The organism is Prosthecobacter sp., from assembly GCF_044226605.1.
GTDB lineage: Bacteria > Verrucomicrobiota > Verrucomicrobiia > Verrucomicrobiales > Verrucomicrobiaceae > Prosthecobacter.
This window is the reverse complement of record NZ_JBGAGS010000004.1, coordinates 182,213-202,357: the sequence shown is the minus strand read 5'-3', so window position 1 is coordinate 202,357 and position 20,145 is coordinate 182,213. Positions and strand designations below refer to the sequence as shown.

General features: G+C 60.6%; 17 protein-coding genes. 8 read left to right on the top strand and 9 right to left on the bottom strand.

What is annotated here, in order from left to right; translation table 11 throughout:
* Nucleotides 1-14: 14 nt before the first annotated feature.
* From ACILSO_RS06875 to fusA, 3 genes are all read left to right on the top strand, one after another.
* Nucleotides 15-800, top strand: a complete 786-nt coding sequence (locus tag ACILSO_RS06875; RefSeq protein WP_395736638.1) for a glycosyltransferase family 2 protein — start codon at nt 15-17, stop codon at nt 798-800.
* Between the two features lies 1 nt (nt 801).
* Entirely contained in the window at nt 802-1,902 is a 1,101-nt protein-coding gene (locus tag ACILSO_RS06870) for a glycosyltransferase family 4 protein (protein ID WP_395736637.1), read from the top strand.
* 592 nt (nt 1,903-2,494) lie between these two features.
* Nucleotides 2,495-4,564, top strand: coding sequence for an elongation factor G (gene fusA, locus ACILSO_RS06865; protein ID WP_395736636.1), 2,070 nt, complete (start codon nt 2,495-2,497; stop codon nt 4,562-4,564).
* Nucleotides 4,565-4,665: 101 nt separating this feature from the next.
* Here the strand turns inward: fusA and ACILSO_RS06860 are convergent, their stop codons facing one another.
* The 6 genes from ACILSO_RS06860 to gnd all read right to left on the bottom strand — a co-directional run bounded on the left by ACILSO_RS06860 (nt 4,666) and on the right by gnd (nt 10,313).
* Nucleotides 4,666-5,787: an AAA family ATPase gene (locus ACILSO_RS06860; RefSeq protein ID WP_395736635.1), complete on the bottom strand. Its 1,122-nt coding sequence runs from the start codon at nt 5,785-5,787 to the stop codon at nt 4,666-4,668.
* Nucleotides 5,784-6,524 carry an RNA ligase family protein gene (locus ACILSO_RS06855; protein WP_395736634.1) on the bottom strand — a complete coding sequence of 247 codons (741 nt, stop codon included), beginning with the start codon at nt 6,522-6,524 and terminating at the stop codon, nt 5,784-5,786. The genes ACILSO_RS06860 and ACILSO_RS06855 overlap by 4 nt, the downstream gene beginning before the upstream one ends.
* 100 nt (nt 6,525-6,624) lie before the next feature.
* Entirely contained in the window at nt 6,625-7,191 is a 567-nt protein-coding gene (locus tag ACILSO_RS06850) for a hypothetical protein (protein WP_395736633.1), read from the bottom strand.
* The gene (locus tag ACILSO_RS06845) at nt 7,178-7,375 is read right to left on the bottom strand and encodes a hypothetical protein (RefSeq protein WP_395736632.1); all 198 of its coding nucleotides are present in this window, start codon (nt 7,373-7,375) and stop codon (nt 7,178-7,180) included. Before ACILSO_RS06845 ends, ACILSO_RS06850 begins: the two co-directional genes overlap by 14 nt.
* 90 nt (nt 7,376-7,465) lie before the next feature.
* Entirely contained in the window at nt 7,466-8,704 is a 1,239-nt protein-coding gene (locus tag ACILSO_RS06840) for an NAD(P)/FAD-dependent oxidoreductase (RefSeq protein ID WP_395736631.1), read from the bottom strand.
* Nucleotides 8,705-8,870: 166 nt separating this feature from the next.
* Nucleotides 8,871-10,313, bottom strand: coding sequence for a decarboxylating NADP(+)-dependent phosphogluconate dehydrogenase (gene gnd / locus ACILSO_RS06835; protein ID WP_395736630.1), 1,443 nt, complete (start codon nt 10,311-10,313; stop codon nt 8,871-8,873).
* A 163-nt stretch (nt 10,314-10,476) separates the two neighbouring features.
* Here gnd and ACILSO_RS06830 point away from each other — a divergent pair, with 163 nt between their 5' ends.
* Nucleotides 10,477-11,286: a DUF4190 domain-containing protein gene (locus ACILSO_RS06830; protein ID WP_395736629.1), complete on the top strand. Its 810-nt coding sequence runs from the start codon at nt 10,477-10,479 to the stop codon at nt 11,284-11,286.
* Nucleotides 11,287-11,432: 146 nt separating this feature from the next.
* Here ACILSO_RS06830 and ACILSO_RS06825 read toward each other — a convergent pair whose 3' ends face one another.
* Together ACILSO_RS06825 and ACILSO_RS06820 are read right to left on the bottom strand one after the other, a co-directional pair.
* Entirely contained in the window at nt 11,433-12,725 is a 1,293-nt protein-coding gene (locus ACILSO_RS06825; RefSeq protein WP_395736628.1) for a PQQ-binding-like beta-propeller repeat protein, read from the bottom strand.
* Between the two features lie 71 nt (nt 12,726-12,796).
* Complete coding sequence (locus tag ACILSO_RS06820; protein WP_395736627.1) at nt 12,797-14,101, bottom strand: hypothetical protein; 1,305 nt, start codon at nt 14,099-14,101, stop codon at nt 12,797-12,799.
* Between the two features lie 144 nt (nt 14,102-14,245).
* Between ACILSO_RS06820 and serA the strand changes: the two genes are divergently transcribed.
* From serA to ACILSO_RS06800, 4 genes are all read left to right on the top strand, one after another.
* A complete protein-coding gene (gene serA, locus ACILSO_RS06815) occupies nt 14,246-15,856 on the top strand; it encodes a phosphoglycerate dehydrogenase (protein ID WP_395736626.1) in 1,611 nt (536 codons plus the stop codon).
* Between the two features lie 87 nt (nt 15,857-15,943).
* The gene (locus ACILSO_RS06810; RefSeq protein WP_395736625.1) at nt 15,944-16,162 is read left to right on the top strand and encodes an addiction module protein; all 219 of its coding nucleotides are present in this window, start codon (nt 15,944-15,946) and stop codon (nt 16,160-16,162) included.
* Nucleotides 16,159-16,449, top strand: coding sequence for a type II toxin-antitoxin system RelE/ParE family toxin (locus ACILSO_RS06805; protein ID WP_395736624.1), 291 nt, complete (start codon nt 16,159-16,161; stop codon nt 16,447-16,449). The genes ACILSO_RS06810 and ACILSO_RS06805 overlap by 4 nt, the downstream gene beginning before the upstream one ends.
* 18 nt (nt 16,450-16,467) lie before the next feature.
* Nucleotides 16,468-18,333 carry an alpha/beta hydrolase family protein gene (locus tag ACILSO_RS06800; protein WP_395736623.1) on the top strand — a complete coding sequence of 622 codons (1,866 nt, stop codon included), beginning with the start codon at nt 16,468-16,470 and terminating at the stop codon, nt 18,331-18,333.
* Between the two features lie 82 nt (nt 18,334-18,415).
* Here ACILSO_RS06800 and ACILSO_RS06795 read toward each other — a convergent pair whose 3' ends face one another.
* On the bottom strand, nt 18,416-20,074 hold the full coding sequence (locus ACILSO_RS06795; RefSeq protein WP_395736622.1) for a hypothetical protein: 1,659 nt from the start codon (nt 20,072-20,074) through the stop codon (nt 18,416-18,418).
* Nucleotides 20,075-20,145: the final 71 nt, after the last annotated feature.

Here is a 20,145-nt window from a genome sequence, read left to right as displayed (position 1 = left end):
ATCGCGCACCGCGCATGACCCGCCTGCCTCTCTCGATCTCCATCATCTCTCTCAACGAGGAGGAAAACCTGCGCCGCTGTCTCGCCAGCGTGGTCGATCTCGCTGAGGAAATCGTCATCGTCGATTCCGGCTCCACCGACCGCACCGCCGAAATCGCCGCCGAGTTCGGTGCCAGATTCATCCATCAGGACTGGCTCGGCTACACCGCCCAAAAAAATCACTGCCTCACCCTATGCTCCCAGCCCTGGATCCTGGCGCTCGATTGTGATGAAGAAGTCACCCCGGAATTGCGGAATTCGATACACAAGTTCTTCCAAAACGGCGACGACAACCGCTTCAACGGAGCCTGGATGTCCCGCCTCGTCTGGTTCATGGGTCGCTGGATTCATCACGGCGACTGGTACCCCGACCGCAAAATCCGCCTCTTCCGACGCACTGAAAGTCAATGGATTGCAGACGGTGGAGGCCAGGTCCACGAGCGCCTCAACGTCGCCGCCCCCTGCACCACCCTCCAGGGCGACCTCCTGCACTACTCCTTCAAAAACATCCAGCACTACCTCGTCAAGCACGCCCAATATTCCAACGTTTTCCTCCAAACGCAGCAAAACAAGCACAAACGCTGGTCGTTGCTTCACACCCTCTTCCGCCCTTGGTGGCGCTTCACCCGCGCCTACCTCCTGAAACTCGGCTTCCTCGACGGTTTTCCCGGCCTATGGATCGCCGCCGCCACCGCTTTTTTCACCTTCGACCGCTACAGCCGCATGTATGAGAGCGAAGCAGAGCGCAGGGAGAAGCAATAAGATGAAACTGGCCCTCATCCATCCCCAGATCATCCGCGGCTCCGGCGTCGAGAATTACCTCATCGAATTCGCCAAACGCCTCTCCGCTTCCGGCCACGAACTCACCTACATCACCTCCCTCACCACCCCGGAAATCGGCGCCACCCTCCCGGGCCGCTGGGAACTCCAGCCCCGCATTCGCGGCTCCGCCACCATGCGCATGTGGCATTTCAACCGCCTCGCCCCACGTGCTGTTGGGGATGCGGATCTCAGCATCGCATTTGGTCGCACCTGCATGCAGGACATCCACAGGAATGGAACCGGATGCCACCGCATCTACGGCAATCTGCTCCCCCTCTGGCAGCGCCTCAGCGTCAAGCACCTCTACGAACTCCACCTTGAGCGCCGCCTTTACACCCGCCGGGAAACAAAGCAGTTCATCTCCAGCTCCGCGCGCGTAGCCGCCCAGTTGCAGGGCGTTTACGGCAGCGATGGCGAACGCCATCGCATCATCTCTCCACCGGTGGAAACCCACCTCTTCAAACCGGCGGAAAACCGTGCGAACACTCGCGAAATCATCTGCAGAAAGCTGCAAACAGATGCAGCAAAGCCCGTTCTCATTTTCGTCTCCCTCAGTCACCGCCGACGCGGCTTGGAGCCACTGCTGGAAGCCCTGGCAAGGATTGACGCTACGCTCTGGATTGTTGGCAAGAGCCTCAGCCCCACGCTGCGCGACAAGATCAACCACCTTGGCGTCGCCTCACGCATCCGAGCCGTGCCGGTCACGAGTGATCTCGTGGAGCTTTACCAGTCTGCCGACTGGTTTGTGCATCCCACGCAGTATGATGCGTTTTCAAACACCGTCCTGCAAAGTATGGCATGCGGTCTCCCCGGTATCGTTTCCGTCATGGACGGTGCCGTCGATCACGTGCGCAATGGCGAGAACGGCCTCATGCTCTACCACCCGCAGCAGCCCAAGGAACTCGCCGCCCGCATCCAGGAGGCTCTCGCCTATGATGCCACCACATGGCAGGTCCTTTCCACGGCTGCACGTGAGACTGTCCAGGCGCTCACCTGGGACCGACACATGCAGGAGTGGACGGAGGTTCTTGAGGGAACGTAATGCAGTGCCTTGAGACTTGCTGCCTGTCGTCAAAGACAACAGGCAGCGCTCTTGCGACGCTTCATTCACTCACGGAAAAAAGCGGTGGCGTTCCGCGCCTTCGTAGCGGCCTGCGGCAAGGCAGCAGTTCTTGAAACCGGCGGCTGGAACCGCAGGGGCAGAGATCCTCGCGGCCGAGTTTCTCTTCCAGCCACTTGTCTCCGTGGACGATGCGCACGCCGCGTTTGACGCGTGTTTCGCTGGGGTAGCCTTTACGACGCTTGCTGGAGCGTTCGAAAAAAGGATGCCTGTTCGTATTGATCAATGTTGTTTTGCATAAGGCCCTCCTGGTTTGGTTTGGGACCGGAGGCTGGTGCAGCCATTGACTTTTTCAAGGCGTATGTTATGTCATAACCGCGTCTTATGACACCCCGCGTTCTCAAAATAGTTTCTTCAGCCCGGCTACGGCCAGGGCTCGGGATGACTATGTCATAGAGGACAGAAGTCAGAGTTTGCTGCTATCCCCGGGAGCCCTGAATGCCGCCAGTCTGCATCAGGGCCTTTTCATATCCACCGGGGAGCAGCGCGTTCCGAATCCGAACCTCTGACTCTTATGAAACTCAATACGACTGACACCGGCCGCATCCGCAACATTGGCATCGCGGCCCACATTGATGCTGGCAAAACCACGCTGACCGAGCGCATTCTCTTCTACGCAGGAGCCATCCATGCGTGCGGAGATGTGCATGAGGGCAATACCACCACGGACTTCTCGGACATCGAGAAGGACAAAGGCATCACCATTTCCTCCGCAGCCGCGCCCTGTGCATGGACGCAGCGTCCGGTGGAAGGACTGACGCGCCTGCATGCGGGCCAGCCGCACCGGCTCAACATCATCGACACACCCGGCCACGTGGACTTCACGGCCGAGGTGGAGCGCTCCCTGCGCGTGCTCGATGGTGCTGTGGCCGTGTTCTGCGGTGTGGGCGGTGTGCAGCCGCAGAGCGAAACCGTCTGGCGACAGGCGGACCGCTATCGCGTGCCCCGTGTGGCGTTCATCAATAAGATGGACCGCCAGGGGGCGGACTTTGCCCGTGTGGTGAATGAACTGCGTGCCAAGCTGGGCGCAAATGCCTGGCCTGTGCTGCTGCCTTGGGGCGCGGAGTCCGCACTTCGCGGACAGATCGACATCATCGACGAGCGTGCACTGCGTACGAATGCAGAATCGCCCGCCGGATTCATTGTGGAAGACCTTCCTGAGGAATGGCTCTCTGCAGTGGAAACGGCGCGGCGCGAGCTGATCGAAGCGCTTGCCAATCTGGATGATGAGATCGCCGCGCTGTGGATCGAAGGCCAGCCCGTGCCTGCGCAGGTGCTGCGTGCTGCGGTGCGTCGTCAGACCATCGCCGGGCACTTTGTGCCTGTGATCGGTGGCAGTGCGTACAAGCACATCGGCGTGTCAGCGCTGGTGGATGCCATCGTGGACTTCCTGCCTGCTCCTGCCGAGGTGCAGCGCACGCAGGCCATCGAGGCTCCGTTTGCAGCACTGGCTTTCAAAGTCGTGCGCCATCCGCAGGCGGGGCGTCTGGTCTATGTGCGTGTTTATCAAGGCACGCTGCAGAAGGGCGCTTCGCTTCTCAATCCGCGGCTCGGCAAAACCGAGCGCTGCGGCAGGCTGCTCCGTGTCTTTGCCGACCGCCGGGATGAACTCGAAAGCGTTCAGGCTGGCGACATCTGCGCCGTCACAGGTTTACGTGACTTCAGCACGGGGGACACCCTGTGTCTGGAGGACCACGTGATCATGCTGGAGCCGCCGGTGTTCCCTGAACCCGTCGTCAGCATGGCCATCGAGCCTGCGAAGTCCGCCGACCAGTCCAGGCTGGCAACCGCTCTGGGACGACTCAGTGATGAGGATCCCACGTTCCGTGTGCGCACTCATGAGGAGACGGGGCAGTGTCTCATCTCCGGCATGGGCGAGCTGCATCTGGAAGTGATCCGCGAGAAACTGCTGCGCGAGCATGGCGTCGAAACCATCGCTGGCGCACCGGAGATCGCGTGTCGCGAGACCATCACGCAGGCTGCTGAGGCCGACCATTTGCTCAAAAAGCAAAACGGTGGCTCAGGCATGTATGCGCGGGTGCGGCTCGTCGTGGAGCCTCTGGAGCGTGGCGCAGGTGTGGCCATCGAAGACGCTGTCATCGGTGGCACCATTCCGGCCCAGTTCATGGGCGCGGTGCGTCGTGGCATCGCCGAAGCAACTGTGGCCGGACCTCTGGCCGGCAGTCCGCTGGTGGATGTCCGCGTGCGCATCGTCGATGGTGCCTTCCATGCGAAGGACTCAAATGACCAGGCCTTCCGCATGGCTGCCGGAGAAGCCCTCCGCGAAGCTGTGCGTCAGGCGGCTCCCGTTCTGCTGGAGCCCGTGATGCAGGTGGAGTGCGCCGTTTCAGAAGAGCACCAGGGAGACATCCTGGGCGATCTGAACCGCCGCCGTGCCCGTGTCATGAACATCGACCATCGTGGAACCGAGGCGGGAATCCTCGCCGAAGTGCCGCTGGTGGAGATGTTTGGTTATGCGGGAGCCATCCGCAGCATGTCCCGTGGCCGCGCCAGCTACTCCATGGTGCCTGCTTCCTATGAAGTGGTGCCGGAGTCGGTGAAGGCGAAGCTGGTCAAAAGGTAAGTGAACCCTACGGCGGGGCCTGTTTTCGAAAGAAAGCAGGCCCCGCTTTTTTGTGTCAAGCGGTCAAGGTGTGGTCAAGCCGTCAAGGTGTGGTCAAGAGGTCAAGACGGGTTGCCGGTGAGCGTGAGTGCATGGGCTTCGGCAAGCGTGGGTACTTCCGTCTTGGCGAGCAGTCGATGAATCACCCTCTCGGGCACGTCGGCTTCACGAGCTTTGTTCTGCTTCAGGATGGTGGTCAAAGGCGGCTCAAGATAGATGATCTCGATGCGGGCATTATAGTCGGCAAAGAGGTCGATCCAGCGTTTGCGCAGAGAGGTGGTCAGATTGGTGGCATTAAAGGCGAAGTCGCGATGAGCGCGCAGGTGCCCGCGGCATTGCTCCCTCGCAGCCTGGATGACCTGGCCTTGGTTGTCGGTGGAGGAGACATCGAGTTCCTCGCGCACGGCATCCAGCGACACCACGGGAAGCCCGCGCCGCTCCCTGGCCAGCCAGGAGTCCTTGCCAGCCCCGGGAAGGGCGCTCATCATGGTGACGGTGCAGCGTGGCTCCTCGTGTGGTGTGTAATGGAGGCTCGTCAGTTCATCGCGGTGGTAGAGAAAGCGCGCCTGATCATTCGCAAAGGCATACTCTGCGGTGAAGCAACCCTGCTCCAGGGCCGTGTCCCGCCAGAGATGCAGCGTGTCTTCCGGCCGCGACATTTCCTCGGCATGGCGGCCGCGCGTGTCTGCCAGGGCAAAGAGGTAGAGCAGGCGATTCGAAAGCAGGCTGGAAAGCTGGATGACGCTGCGCTCGGGATCGCGCGACTCTAGCAGATAAGGCGGCCGCCCGTGATAGCGCACGAGGTTGACGATGTGCTCTCGCGTCGGCAGGTCGCAGTCGAGTTCACGCAGAATGTGGCGTGTCATCGCAGCTCCCGCGATTGAGTGTTTGGGTGAGCGCGTGCGGCCTGTCTCAGGATCCAGCATGGTTGTGGCTGGTTTTCCAGCATCGTGCAGCAGAGCCACAAACAGCAGCATGATCTGCTCCAGCCGGCTCAGGTCCGGATAGTCCGCCAGCCGCGTGACCTGTTCATACACCATGCCCGTGTGCGTCCACACATCTCCCTCTGCATGCCAATGGGCGTCCTGCATGCACTGGCGCATCGGCCCGGCCCAGGACTGCTTTCCGGCCCAGTCGAAAATGGCGGCATCGCTCGCCTTCAGCACGTCGCTCCAGTTTTTCATGACCAGATGTCAGCGCCTTCCGCGAGCACGTTGGGCACCATCTGCTGGTGCTGCCAGTGCTCGCTCTGTTTCACCTTCTCCACGAATTCAGGGCGAACGATCTTCGCGCGCCCCGTGGCCTCCCCATTGGCCTCGATGCGCAGATACAGGCCCTCCATGCGCGCGTCCGTGCCACCTGTCAGCGGATTTTCAAACTCTGCCCGAAAGGCTGATTCCGTGATGATCTCCAGCAGTCGCTCATGCTTCGCCGCTCCCGTGTGCACCACCGGCACCGTGTGCACGCCGGTGCCTTCGAGCAGATCAAGTCGGCGCTCCAGGGAGAGGAAGCAGCCCGCCTCCTTGTCATAGATATCGAACTCAAAGAAGTAGTGCGGCAGCGCCCGATAAAAGACGCTGTGCTTCGCATACAGCCATTCTCCGAAGAGGATGAAGCGGTCCGCCAGCATGCCCTCCAGCACGGGGCGCTTCACCGCCACCCACTGCTTGAAGAGATCATACTGCGGGTGCATGCCCTCCGTGATCTCATGCCCGCGGCATTGCAGCACCAGGCGCCCTGCGCCTGTGAAGTGGATGCCCACGTTTGTGCCATCCAGTTTCTCCTCCACGATCAAGGACGGATTGGCAATAAACGCCGCCGAATCCTTTGCCCCCATATGGCGGTCGTCCTCCGTGCCCTTCGAACCAAACAGGTGAGGGGTGCGGGGGTATTTGATAAAGTCGTCTCGTGTGGCACCCATGGCGTGAGGGTGGGTTCAACGGCTGATGGCGCCTGTTGATTAGAAATATTTTGCAGCCTGTGTTTATGTGCGTGAGCTGAGAAGGATTCTTCAGGCGGAGTCAGTCTGCGTATTTCAGGGCTTTGCTCCACTCTTCCTGCAATCGCTGCTCCTGAATCATCTCCAGCAAAGGCTGCCGATTCCAGGCGTCGCCGAGGCCGATCATCATCCGGCTGATGTCACGGAGATGCTTGCCTGAGCCGCCTTCGCGGAAGAACTGCATCTTTCGGACAATGACGTATTCCGGCGGCGCAAAGACCACTGTTTTTCCATTGATGTCTGCCGTGACGGCGTGAGCGATGCCCCAGGCGTGAAGATCATCTCGGCCGCTCAGGTAGATGTCGGCCTTGAAGCCCGATTCATGGTGGATGAGATTGAAATGCCCACGTTGATCCCGGCTGCGTTCGGATTCGATCACATCCAGAGGCGGGCAGTAAAATTTTTCATCGGGGAAAGCGTCCAGCAGGCGACGTGAGTCCTCGCGTCGCAGAAAGACAATGATGTCCACGTCATTGGTAAATCGCGGTTCCCCATAGTACATGGCAGCCATGCTGCCGCTGACCATGTAGCGGATGCCGAGTTCATTCAGCTTCTGCGTGAAGATCAGGTATGGCTCACGTGACTGCATGCATGAAAATTTTCTTCACTTTCTGCTGTACCTGCTCTTCGGTCCAGTCTGGGTGCTGCTGGCGAAGGCGTGCTGCTTTGATGTCGCGGGCTCCCCAGTATAAATCAGACGCCGTGCGCAGTTTCTCCGCGCCCGTCATGCGCTGCAGCGTGGCGATGTATTCAGGGGTGAGAGTGGAAGCCATTGGGCGAGGGTAATGTAAACAGGGCGACTTTGCACGAAAAAGGCGGCCGATATTCTGTGTCGGCCTTTTGCACCACGAGTTCCAATCCACTCACGACTGAATAACGCGGGCGCCGCGCTGCCAGGTGACGTAGGACCAGACCCAGTGGAGGAAGACGATGATGCGATTGCGCATGCCCATGAGGAAGAGCAGGTGGATGAAGAGCCACATGAGCCAGGCCGGAAAGCCGCGCAGATGCATGCCTCCGACACTGGCAACGGCAGCGCTGCGGCCGATGGTGGCCATGATGCCTTTATCAAAATAGACGAAGGATGGGCGGGGAAGGGTGGTGCCATTTTCGATGATGGTTTTGGCGATGAAACGTCCCATTTGAATGGCTGCCGGACTCACGCCGGGAACGCGGACGCCTTTGGCATCCGTCAATGATGCCACATCTCCGGCGGCGAAGACTTCCGGATGGCCGGGAAGGCTCAGGTCTGGCTGCACCTGGATGCGGCCTGCGCGATCCAAGGGGATGCCTGCGAGTGTGCGGGTCACTTCGCTGGCCTCTACGCCTGCGCCCCAGATGATGATGTCGGATTCAATGCGCTGATCCCCGGTGACGACATAACCGGCGCCGACTTCCTTCACAGGAGAGTTGAGGTGAACCGTGACGCCGAGCTTTTCCAATCGCCTGTGGGTGTAATCTGGCAGCGTGCCCGGGAAGGTGGCCAGGAGCTTGGGGCCTGACTCGATGAGGTGGATGTTGGCTGAACTGGGATCGATGCGGCGGAAGTCGTCCTTCAGCACCACTTTGGCGAGTTCGGCCAGAGAACCTGCCATCTCCACGCCGGTGGGGCCGCCGCCGACCACGACGATTGTCATGAGGCGCGCAGTTTCCTTGGGATCGTCCGTGGATTCAGCACGCTCAAAGGCCAGCAGCACTTTTTTGCGGATCGCCATGGCATCGTCCAGGCTTTTTAGTCCCAGCGTGTGCTGCGCCCAGTCGTTGTGGCCGAAGTAGCCAGTCTTCGCACCGACGGCGATGACGAGGTAGTCATACTCCAGCACATGGTCTTGCAGATGAACCTGGCGCGCGGCGAGATCGATGGTGCGCACCTCGCCCATCAGTGTCGTCACGTTTTTGCGATGGGAGAGAATGGACCGCAGCGGCTGTGCGATATCGGTCATGGCCAGACCTGCGGTTGCCACCTGGTAGAGGAGCGGCTGGAAAAGGTGATGGTTCCAGCGGTCCACGAGCGTCACGGAAAACTGGTCCTCAGGAAAACTTTTGGCACACTCCAAACCGGCAAAGCCACCTCCCAGAACCAGAACACGTTGTTGTTTCATGCCGCCATTAAAGCATGGCGCGGCGGCACGGCAATTTGCGATGCCCCGGTTCGATCATCGGGGAATGGAGGATGCGGTTGGTTTGAGCGCACAAAAAAGCGGCTGGGTTTCCCCAGCCGCTTTCGCGAGTTTTGGTGGAGCCAGTTGCGGCGCAACTGGTCAACTTCTAGCCGATGACTTCAGGCCATTCGGTGTGGAACATCTGGCCTTCGGGCTTGTCGGTGCGCTCGTAGGTGTGGGCGCCGAAGAAGTCGCGCTGGGCCTGCAGCAGGTTGGCTGGCAGGCGGGCGGCGCGGTAGCTGTCGTAGTAGCCGAGGGAAGCGGAGAAGGCAGGGACGGGGATGCCGTTCAGGGTGGCGATGCTGACCACTTCGCGCCAGTTCTGCTGGGTCTTGCTGAGCACATCTTTGAAGAACGGGTCGAGCATGAGGTTGGCGAGGCTGGCGTTGGTGCGGTAGGCGTCGGTGATGCGGTTGAGGAACTTTGCACGGATGATGCAACCGCCGCGCCAGATGGCGGCGATGCGGCCGAGGTCGAGGTTCCAGTTCTTCTTCGCTCCCGTCGTCTGGATGAGGTCCAGGCCCTGAGCGTAGGAGATGATCTTGGAGGCGTAGAGGGCGTCGTGCACTTTCTTCACCAGTTCGGCTTTGTCCGTGGTGATGTTCACGGTCGGGCCGGTAAGCTGGGTGCTGGCGGCGACGCGCTGCTTCTTCTGGGAGGAAAGGATGCGGGCCTCCACGGCGGCATTGATGGTGCTGATGACGACGGCGTTTTCAGCGGCGTTGAGCAGCGTCCACTGGCCGGTGCCTTTCTGGCCGGCCTTGTCCACGATGAGCTCGACGATGGGCTTGCCGGTTTCCGGATCCTTCTGCTCCAGAGCCTTGCCGGAGATCTGGATGAGGTAGCTCAGGAGGTCGCCTTCGTTCCACTCATTGAAGATGGCGGCCATCTCGTCGGTGGTGAATCCGGCGTTCTTGAAGATGTTGTAGGCTTCGCAGATGAGCTGCATGTCGCCGTATTCGATGCCGTTGTGGATCATCTTCACATAGTGGCCGGCACCGCCGGGGCCGATGTGGATGACGCAGGGCTCTCCGTCCACCTTGGCGGCGATGGATTCAAAGATGGGCTTCATGACTTCCCAGGTGGAAGCAGGGCCGCCGGGCATGATGGAGGGGCCTTTGCGGGCGCCTTCTTCACCGCCGGAGACGCCAGCGCCGATGAAGCGCAGGCCTTTTTCCGTGAGGTAGGCATCGCGGCGCTCGGTGGTCTGGTAGAAGCTGTTGCCGCCGTCGATGATGATGTCGTCCTTGTCCAGGAGGGGGATGAGCTGCTCGATCACGGCGTCCACGGCGTCGCGGTCGGTATCCTTCACGGCGGTGGACTTCACCATGATGTGAATCTTGCGCGGCAGGGCGAGGCTCTGGACGAACTCCTCCAGGGTATGGCAGCCGACGAGGGCCTTGCCGGGGTGCTTGGCCACAAATTCATCCGTCACGCTGGTGGTGCGGTTAAAGACGCTCACCTGGAAGCCGCGGCTTTCCACGTTGAGAACGAGGTTCTGGCCCATCACAGCGAGGCCGATCAATCCGAAGTCACTTTTTTTGCTCATATTTAGGGGTGGGAGACATAGCCGCCCCCTCCGGCTTGGCAAAGGGGAATTTCCTCATGGCTGGCATGAGCGGGATTGATGGCATCCGTCGTGATTTAAGGGTTGTGCCGCATCCCTTGTTTTGTTTAGCTCGCCCGGCTCCGAATTTACCCTGCTTACCCCCATGCAATATCACGTCGCTCAAAACGGAATAAAGATTGGCCCTCTGGAAAAAGAGGAAGTGCTGCGCCTCTTGATTGCGGGAGAACTTAAACCCAACGACCTGGGCTGGCATGAGGGCCTGGCGGAGTGGGAGCCGCTGTCAAAGCTGATCCCCCCGCCACAGCCGCAGGCGGTTCCGTCCGGCTCCGGGGTGTTCGTAAGCCCTGGCGGGCAGCCGGCCATGGCTGTGGCTCCGCAGGGCACCTCCGGCCTGGCGATCGCAAGTCTGGTTTTTGGCATCCTGGTGTTCCTGACCTTTGGGCTGGCCGGCCTGCCCGCTGTGATCCTTGGCCACATCGGCCTCTCGAAGATCAACAAATCCAACGGCGCACTTAAAGGCCGTGGCATGGCCATCGCCGGACTCGTCATGGGCTACCTGGGCTTTGGCCTCACCTTCATCGCCATCCTTGCTTCGCTGGCAGTGCCGGCCTTCACCTCTGTCCAGTCAAAAGGAAACCAGATGAAGGCGGTGAACAATGCCAGGCAGCTCGTTCTCGCCATGAGGCAGTATTCGGCGGACCACGACGGCAGTTTCCCGCCGACGCTCGAAAGTTTGTACGAAGAACAATATGTGACGGACCGCAGGCTTCTGGAGTTCCCGGCCGCCATGGACGTCCCCGGCCAGGGATGGGAATACCGTGGAAACGGGGTCAAAGACACAGACTCCAGCACCATCGTCCTGATCTCCAAACAGCCGGATCGCAGCAAAATGAAGATCGTGGCCCGCAGCGATGGATCGGCCTCTGTTGAGAAAGCGAGCACGGCGCCCTGAAGGCGAACGTGAACCGCCTTGCGTCCTGCCTTTTGTCGATGCGGGACTTGCTCTAATCACGCCGTGTCTGCGCAAAAAGGGCCGCACTTCCAAAGTGCGGCCCCCAAATTTCGACTCTCTTAGCGGCATTCTAGCCACCAAAGCCCTCACGGCACCGGCTGGCCTTTGGCGCCGATGCAGTAGAGCGAGTTCGCCGTGCGGACGTAGATGCGCTTGTCACCAATCGCAGGCACCGAATTGACCGGGCCATCGAGCTTGCTGGCGGCGAGCTTTTCAAATTGCGGCCCCGCTTTGATCACGATGAGATCGCCCTGCTGGCTGGCGCAGAAGATTTTGCCGTCGCCAGCCACCGGGCTGCTGAAAAACTTGGCGCTGCCCGCGGTGCCTTCGACGCGCTCTTCATAGATGACTTTGCCCGTCTTGAACTCCACGCAGCGCAGGATGCCGCCGTCGCCGAGAAGATACATTTTGTCGCCAATGACGAGAGGGGAGGGGACGTAGGGCAGCCCCTTGGGAATGTCGAAGGGCACGGACACAGGCTTGCCGCTTTTCAAGTCGAGCGCAGCGATCTCCTTCACGCCACCGCCGGTGCCGAAGGTGCAGAAGTAAAAGTCGTCGCTCAGCACGCCGGAGCCCAGACTGCGCTGCTTGTAGCCGGGATTGTGCTGCCAGTTGATCTTGCCGGTTTTCAGGTCGATGCCCATGACGCCGCTGCCCGTGTCAGCGCAGATCAGCTCCTTGGCGCCGCCCTTCAATTCATGCACCACTGGAGTGGAGAAAGTGTTGAGGCAGTTCGGGATGTCCAGCTTCCAGGCCTGCTTGCCCGTTTTGGCGTCCAGCGCCACGATGCAGCTCTTCCATTTCTGCTGTTCGGGAACTTCCGTGTACACCTTGCCGTCGCGCTGCCAGTCGAATTCGCTGCGCACGATCATGAGGCCATCCACAACGATCGGCGAGATCCCTGTGCCGTGTTCGTGGATGTAGTCGGCCACGTGATCGTTGCGCCAGACCACGTTGCCCGCGTGATCCAGGGCCAGAGCCTGGATGTTGGTGCCGCTGCTCCAGTTGATGTAAATGCGCTCCGCATCCGCAAAGGCGGAGCTGCTGGCGTAGGTGTTGTACGTTTTATGAATGGGGTGCGCGACGAACTCCTCCTCATGCCTCCAGAGTTCCTTGCCATCCTTGGCCGAAAGGCAGATGACCGCACGACGATTGGCCCCCGTTTCGGCCGTGACGATGACCTCGTTTTTCCAGAGCACGGGCGAAGACCAGCCCTTGCCCACACCAACCTTCCACAGGGTGGTGCTGTCATCGACCACCGCAGGCAGGCCCGTGGTTTCGGCGATTCCGGTGCCGTTCGGACCACGGAAGCGGGACCAGTCCGCAGCGGACAGCGTTGAGACAGAAAGAAGCGTGAGGAAAGCAAAGGAGAGTTTCATGAAACAAAAAGAACGCGGCTGAAGGGCGAAAAATTACCCAAACTCGTCAACTGACTCGCAGATGTCTGGCGCTAGGACAGCAGAGGAAGTTCCGGGGTGCCGGTGACGGCCGGTTCTTCACGAAGAACCGGGGGTGCAGGTGCTTCAGCCACCTGCGGCAGCGGCGCAAAGATGGCTGGCGCCTCAGCAGGAGGTGCCGGTTCGGATGGCTCCGCGACGGCTGCCACTGTTTCCACCGGACCCTCGGGTAATGCTGAAACCACAGCCTCCTCTTCGGGCCTTTCCTGCGGTGCTTGCTCAGCCGTGGGTGCTGCGACCACCGGTTCAGTCGGGGGCTGTTCTGGAGCTGCTGGCGGAGCCGTCTCAGCAACGAACTCTGGTGCAGGCGCTGGCGCTACCTCAGGTGTCGGTGCAGGGGGCTCAGGCGCAGGCTCTGGCTCAGGTTTTGCCAGGGCAGCCTTGGCCGTTTTGGCGGCTTCCAGGGCCTCGCTGAGGCGGTACTCGAGTTCGGCGATTTTGTAGCCGTCTTCCCGCGCACGTTTGCGCGAGTCCGCCTCCACGTGGGTGAGTTTCTCCTCCATGTCGCGCAGTTTTTTGTCGCTCGTAGCCGCAGGCGCTCCGGGAGACGGCGCGGTGGCGAGACCGACGGCATTCATGAATTCCTTTTGCACCATTTCGGTGCGCGCCTCCGCCGCCTTGAGGGCGCGCTGCAGGTTCGCGACTTTCGTTTCGGCCTGGTGGGTGGCCTCACGTGCCTTCGCCAGTTCGGCTTCCGGCCCGCCAGCAGCAGCGTAGGCGGCCTGTTCATCCCGGATCTTTTTCAGCTCAAAGGCGGTGTCCTGCATCTCCATCTTTTGCTTCAGCACCATGTCCTTGGCTTCGAGCATGCGTTTCTCGAAATCAGCGGCCCGGGCGTTGGTGGCCTCGATGGCCTGCTCCTGGGCCTTCACCCGGCCCTGTTCGGCAGCGAGCGCGGTTTCGAGATCCTTGATGCGCGACTGCGTGGGTACCAGTTGGGCGGCGATTTCACGCGTGGACGCCAGTTCCGCCTCCAGCCGGGTGATCTGCTGGGAGGCGTCATTGGACCTGCGCTCGGAAACTTCGCGGTGGGTGTTGAAGCGCTGCTGCAGGTCGGTGAAGCTTGCTGCCGCCTCCACGCTCGCTTTCCGGGCTTCCGCGGCCACTTTGGAGGCTTCCGCACGTTCGGCCTGCAGCACTGCTTCGGCCTCACTGCGCTGCCTGTCCAGAGTCGCGGCGGATTCAGCCTGCAGGCGCTTGAGCTTGCCCCTCATCACCAGCCACACGACCAGCGGGGGCAGCAGGAGTGCGGCGGCGGCCACAGGGGCAAATTCTTCCAGCGGGAAAGGCCCGATCAAAGCGAGTGTTGCTGTGGTAGACGTAGTTCCTGCAAACATACTTCCTATATGAACGCTCCGCCGGACGTCTGTCCAGCACGCATTGTTCCTTGAGCGCACGATAAAGGTGGCTAGTCTGCGCCCCCTTTCCCCAAAACAACCCCCATGTCCAAGTTCAACATCCTCATCGCCGGCAACAACGACCCTATTTCGAGCAAAGGCATCGACCTGCTCAAGGCGGAGCCGTCTTTCTCTGTCGAGGTCAACATGAATCTCAAGGCCGAGGACGCGATGATCGAGGCCTCCCGCAACGCCCATGCCATCATCGTCCGCAGCGGTGCCAAGGTGACCGCCAAGGTGATCGATGCCGCACCCAATCTCAAGGTCGTCGGGCGCGCTGGCGTCGGCGTGGACAATATTGATGTGCCCGTGGCCTCCAAGCGCGGCGTGGTGGTCATGAACACCCCCGGCGGCAACACCATTTCCACCGCCGAGCAGGCCTTCACCCTCATGATGGCCCTCTCCCGCAAGACACCCCAGGCCCACGCCACCATCGTCGGCGGCAAGTGGGACCGCGCCAAATTCAAGGGCACCGAAGTCTATGGCAAGACCCTCGTCGTGCTCGGCATGGGCCGCATCGGTGCGGAATTTGCCAAGCGCGCCCAGGCTTTCGGCATGAGCGTGGTGGCCTACGACCCCTACCTTTCCAAAAATCGTGCGGAAAGCCTTGGCGTGACGCTGTGCGAAGACCTCGATGCCGCCATCGTGCAGGCCGACTACATCACCATGCACATGCCGCTGACGCCTGAGACGAAGCACATGATCAATGCCAAGCGCCTCGGCACCCTCAAGAAAACCTGCCGCATCATCAACTGCGCCCGCGGTGGCCTCATCGACGACGCCGCGCTGGCCCAGGCCCTCACGGATGGCACCATTGCCGGTGCCGCGCTGGACGTCTTCGAAGTGGAGCCCCCGCCCGCCGACTACCCGCTTCTCAGCGCTCCGAACACCGTCTTCACCCCCCACCTCGGTGCCTCCACCGAAGAGGCCCAGGAAAACGTCGGCATTGAAATCGCCGAAGTCATCAAGGCTCACCTTCTCCAAGGCACCGTCGTCAACGCGGTCAACATGCCGAATGTGGATCCCAAGGTGCTCGCAGAAATCGGTCCTTTCCTCAAGTTTGGCGAGCTCCTCGGCCGCCTCGTTTCCCAGTTTGCCCCTTCACGCGCCAACGTCGTCCGCATCAACTACAGCGGCAAGGTCGGCAGCGGCGACACCACCCTTATCTCCCGCGCCGTGCTCAAGGGCTTCCTCGAACGCGCCGTCGGCGCTGAGCAGGTGAACTACATCAACGCCAACGGCGTGGCTGAAAATCTCGGACTGCGCTTTACCGAAAGCCGCCTCACCGACCCAAGCGAATTCACCGATCTCATCGAGGTGATCGCCCGCAACGACAGCAACGAGAGCTCCAGCATCGCCGGCACCTTCTTCGCCGGAGAGCCCCGCATCGTCCGCGTCAACAGCCACCGCATCGAGGCCCGCCCGCAGGGCACGCTGCTGTTCATTGAGAACATCGACCGCCCGGGAATGATCGCCGCCTACAGCGCCACTCTGGGCAAGAACCAGGTGAACATCGCCGACATGAGCCTCAGCCGCGACAAAGAATCTGGCAAGGCCCTCACCCTCCTCACGCTCGACTCCACCCCGGGCGCGGAAGTCATCGCTGAACTGGAGAAGATCCAGGGCATCAGCAAGGTGCATTGCGTGGAGGTTTGAGGCCTTTCGCCTTCAGATTCCGACAGGCTCAGGGGACGACAACATCCGTGTTGTCGTCCCTTTCTTTTCATGGCATCATGCAGAAGTATGATCGCCGAGAAACTTCCAGCCATCGCCGGACTCAGCATTGAAGAGAAGTTTGACCTTGCCGTGGAGCTTTGGGATGAAGTGTCCGCGCGTCAAAATGAACTGCCGACCCAGAAGGTGATCCTCGACGAGGTCGAGCGGCGTTTCGCCGACTATGAGCGAGATCCAAGCTCTGCGCTGACCCTGGAAGAATTTAAGCGTAAATTCAGCCTGCCGTGAGCAGCAATGAAATTGTGCTGCTCCAAGGCGCTCAAAGCGATCTTTTGAGCATCTACGCTGTGCAAGGAGAGCAGACGTACCTGCGCGTTGATCAGGCGCTCGGCATCCTCCGTCTGTTTCCTGAGGCCGGTCCGATGCACCACAAAAACAAGATTCGTCGACTGGTGGTCACACGCACTCATTTTGGCGTTTTCTATTCTATCACTGGCACTCGGGTCCTGGTTGGCGCTGTCATGGATTTGCGCCAGTCTCCGAGGCATATCGTAAATCGATTGAATCAACTCTGAATGAATACCGGTCACCTTATGTCCAGCCGCCGCCGCTTTCTTGTCTCCAGCGCCGCCGCTGCATTTCCAGTTTGGACCATTCCCTCGAGTGCAGAGTCAGTCCCGATGCCTCAATCCGTGGCGGAGCTCTGGGCGGACTTCGATCCGCGCAAAGACCCGCTGGAGACCGAAGTCATCCGCGAATGGACGGAGGATGGTGCCGTCCTGCGCCTCGTCCGCTACCTCATCGGCACCTTCAAAGGAAAGAAGGCATTCATGGCCGCCGTGCATGGCTTTCCGCAGCAGGCGCAGGGAAGCGTGCCCGCCGTCATGCACATTCACGGCGGCGGCCAGCGCGGCTCCGTGGCGGAGGTGAAGCTGCTCGTCTCCCGCGGATACGCGGCGCTTTCCGTCAACTGGGGCGGCAGCGGCACGGGAAAAGCCCCCTTCAATTTCTGCGAGAAATCCCAGCCTCAGGATCCCAACACCGACTGGGGCGCCGTGGACCCCAGCCAGCTTAACGTCCAGGGATATGCCTCCATGCTTCCCGGCCCCAGGCAGTTCTTTGAAGACCGCGAGCACCCGAAAAACAACAACTGGTATCTTCTGGCACTCGGCTGCCGCCGCGGCCTGACCTTCCTGGAGCAGCAGCCTGGGGTGGATGCTTCACGCCTTGGCGTCCATGGCTACTCCATGGGCGGAAACCTCACCATGTATGTTGCTGGCACGGACGCGCGCGTGAAGGCCGCCGTTCCTGGCGTGGGCGGTCAGGGCTGGCGCTGGCAGGAGCACGTCTTTGGCAGCTTCAAAGCAAGTCCCCAGGATGTCGTGAAGGGAGATGTGGAGGTTTTCCGCAAAACACTCAGTTTCGAAAGCTATGCACCGCGCATCGGCTGCCCAGTCCTGCACCGCAGCGGCACCAATGATTTCCACGGATGGATGGACGACGTCTACCGCACCAATGCCCTCATTCCGCAGCCCACGCGCTACAGCTGGTCGCCGCATCTGAACCATCGCCTCAGCCCGGCGGTGGCCGTCACCATGCCACTCTGGTTTGACCAGCATCTCAAGAACGGCACTCCGCTGCCCGACACGCCCCAGAGCCTGCTCACGCTCTCGCCAGCGCCCGCCTTCCAAGTTTCGCCCGCAGCGCACCCGTGGCCGGTGGCCCGCTGCGAGATCTTTTACTCCACCGATGATGATCCCCGCGCCCGCTTCTGGCGCAGCGCAGAGGTCTGCCCCCAGGTGGGCGGCGGGTTCACGGCTGAACTGGCCCTGCACACGCGCGAATCCGCCCTGCATGCCTTCGCCAATGTCTATTTCACCCTGCCGCAGCCGGTCTCGCTCTCCGTGCTCGGCGGCTACGGCGCGCCTGTCACGGAGGTCTGCATCAGCACCCTGCTGCACACCCGCAGTGCGCAAGAACTGCAAAAGGCACAGGTTCCGCTCAAAGCTGAAATCAGCCGCCTCATCGATGACTTCACCCACGGCCTGCGCGACTGGTATGTGCTCAATCAGGGCAACAACGCGCATCAGCAGTTGTGGACGCGCAAAGTCACCGATCCCCTCTGGCGCGGCCCCGAGGGCGCAAAGCTCGCCATCACCCTCAAAATGCCCCGCACCAACCGCATGGCTTTCGTCATCGAGGAAAACGAATGGCGCAGCTATCGTGGTCCGCGCAAAACTTTTGCATGCAGGCGCGAGATCGCCGGTGCCGAAGAGGCTCAGACTCTCGTGCTTGAATTGAAGGATTTCACCGCGCGTGACGGCTCGGCTCCCGGCAGCTGGGCTCAGATTGACCAGCTGGCGATCTGCGCCCATCATGCACAATCAGCGGATGCCGAAGCGCAGCCCCCTGTCTGGAATGGCCCGCCACCGCAGTTTCTCCGCGTGGACTGGATTTGATGCTCGGCTGCTCCAGCAGCCACGACTGATCATCCCCGGCAGGAACACGGAATCGGGATGATATCAAATCACCGCATCTGAGCTACTCCATCGGCGCTGCTTTGAAATCGAGATTGATGAGGGTCTCGTCGCTCACCGTGAGGTCTTTGTCGTTTCGATGGTTGGCAGTCACCGTGAAGCGTCCCTTGCCGACCCGCATCTCATAGTAGCCTTGAGCATCGGTGGTCGCCCAGCGCACGAGAGCCTCCTCCTTGTCTTCTACCGGAGAGCTGGAGTTAAGGCGCAGGCTGGCCTCATCAATGCGAGCACCATGTTCAATGAAGGTGATGGTGGCACCTGCAAGCGGCTTGCCCGTCGTTGAGTGGGTGACGATGCCGGTGACGAGCGTGCCTTCGTTCAAGAAGATTTGGATATTTTCCCGCGGTTCATTTTCATGCATGATGAGGCCGCTGATGCTGGGGGCTGCCAGGTCCATGTCAGTGACGGCAATGAGGTAGCTTTGCTCGGGAGAAAGCAAAAAACGAAAGCCGCCATCAGCTCCGGTGCCCGTGAGTACACGGCAATAATCGTTGGTCTTGCCGCGTCCCTCCGCTTGCAGGAGGATGCCGCTGGCTGGTTTGCCATCGGGGAGGAAAACGGTTCCGCGTGCCTCGACCATTTTGAATACGGAGGTCTTCAGCTCTGGCATCGGATCATCGCGGTGTGCGTCGGGCCCCCAAACCACTTGCTCGGGCTGGTGCCACTCTTTCGACGCGCACAGAAGGGGGATGCTCTCTTTGACGTCCTCAGGCAGATAGTCAAAGATGGCGACGCCCTTTGCGTCGGTCACGCGTTCCAAGCCCAGCGCATGAGGGGCGCCACTGACGTTTATATATTGGGAGCGGTCGAAAAGGTGGATGGTCCATGGGCAAAAGGCGACGCCTGCGACGGGATTGCCCTGGCGGTCGCAGGCTTTAATCCGGCACGGTTTACTGCGGCGCAGTTGCAAGGCAACTTCCGGGGGCGTGGGATTTGCATCCAACCACTTCTGCGAACTGGCGTTATCATAGTAGTCCAACCCGAGGCCAGCTTTGACTGCCATGATTTGGCGAACGTGGATGTCAGATGGAAGACTGATACGCGCACGACCATCAACACCCGTCGTCGTGGTGGCAATGAAGGCATGGTAAGCCTCCACGCCAACCTCTGCCTGCGGCACAGGATCGCCCTTGCTGTCCTTGACGGTGATTTGGACGGAAACGCACGGGCGCAGAGTGATGCGTACCATTTCGCGATGTTTGAGCGTTCGCTGGTCGGCGTCATTGCACACCCAGGTGCCTTGCACGGTGCCATCTTCGCTGCGGGCGAGGAGTTCTGCGTAGCGTATGCTGGGCGAGCCGAGGACGAATTCGAAATGCCCCTTGGCATCCGAGCGCACAGCGCGGGAGGGCTCGCTCCAGGGATGAATAATGGCTCCAGCCACGGGCCGGTTATCGGTGCCGACGACGTCGCCAACGATCACCGACGATTCGGGAAGTTGTGCAGCGGCAAGGCTGGCAGCTGAATACAGAAGGAGTAAGCAGGCTTTCATTGATGCTTCAAACGCACAGGCCGCCCGGTCTATTGGTCTCGTTTGAGGTTCCAAGCTGCGGTTTTTTATTGTCAGCACATCAATCACCCGCCCCGCGAATAGCGCGTGGTTGTCTCCATGCCGCCACACCGGGACACATACCTTACAAGACCTTAATGTTCCCGCGGTCATTCAACCTCTGAACCTCCTGTTTGGAGTAAAGGACTGACGGCAGATTATAAAGAGAAAAGCAGGTGTTATAA

Bases quoted from the DNA above. Each gene is read 5' to 3' on its own strand.
- ACILSO_RS06875 (WP_395736638.1), top strand. From the start codon at position 15: ATGACCCGCCTGCCTCTCTCGATCTCCATCATCTCTCTCAACGAGGAG.
- ACILSO_RS06870 (WP_395736637.1), top strand. From the start codon at position 802: ATGAAACTGGCCCTCATCCATCCCCAGATCATCCGCGGCTCCGGCGTC.
- fusA (WP_395736636.1), top strand. From the start codon at position 2,495: ATGAAACTCAATACGACTGACACCGGCCGCATCCGCAACATTGGCATC.
- ACILSO_RS06860 (WP_395736635.1), bottom strand. From the start codon at position 5,787: ATGAAAAACTGGAGCGACGTGCTGAAGGCGAGCGATGCCGCCATTTTC.
- ACILSO_RS06855 (WP_395736634.1), bottom strand. From the start codon at position 6,524: ATGGGTGCCACACGAGACGACTTTATCAAATACCCCCGCACCCCTCAC.
- ACILSO_RS06850 (WP_395736633.1), bottom strand. From the start codon at position 7,191: ATGCAGTCACGTGAGCCATACCTGATCTTCACGCAGAAGCTGAATGAA.
- ACILSO_RS06845 (WP_395736632.1), bottom strand. From the start codon at position 7,375: ATGGCTTCCACTCTCACCCCTGAATACATCGCCACGCTGCAGCGCATG.
- ACILSO_RS06840 (WP_395736631.1), bottom strand. From the start codon at position 8,704: ATGAAACAACAACGTGTTCTGGTTCTGGGAGGTGGCTTTGCCGGTTTG.
- gnd (WP_395736630.1), bottom strand. From the start codon at position 10,313: ATGAGCAAAAAAAGTGACTTCGGATTGATCGGCCTCGCTGTGATGGGC.
- ACILSO_RS06830 (WP_395736629.1), top strand. From the start codon at position 10,477: ATGCAATATCACGTCGCTCAAAACGGAATAAAGATTGGCCCTCTGGAA.
- ACILSO_RS06825 (WP_395736628.1), bottom strand. From the start codon at position 12,725: ATGAAACTCTCCTTTGCTTTCCTCACGCTTCTTTCTGTCTCAACGCTG.
- serA (WP_395736626.1), top strand. From the start codon at position 14,246: ATGTCCAAGTTCAACATCCTCATCGCCGGCAACAACGACCCTATTTCG.
- ACILSO_RS06810 (WP_395736625.1), top strand. From the start codon at position 15,944: ATGATCGCCGAGAAACTTCCAGCCATCGCCGGACTCAGCATTGAAGAG.
- ACILSO_RS06800 (WP_395736623.1), top strand. From the start codon at position 16,468: ATGTCCAGCCGCCGCCGCTTTCTTGTCTCCAGCGCCGCCGCTGCATTT.
- ACILSO_RS06795 (WP_395736622.1), bottom strand. From the start codon at position 20,074: ATGACCGCGGGAACATTAAGGTCTTGTAAGGTATGTGTCCCGGTGTGG.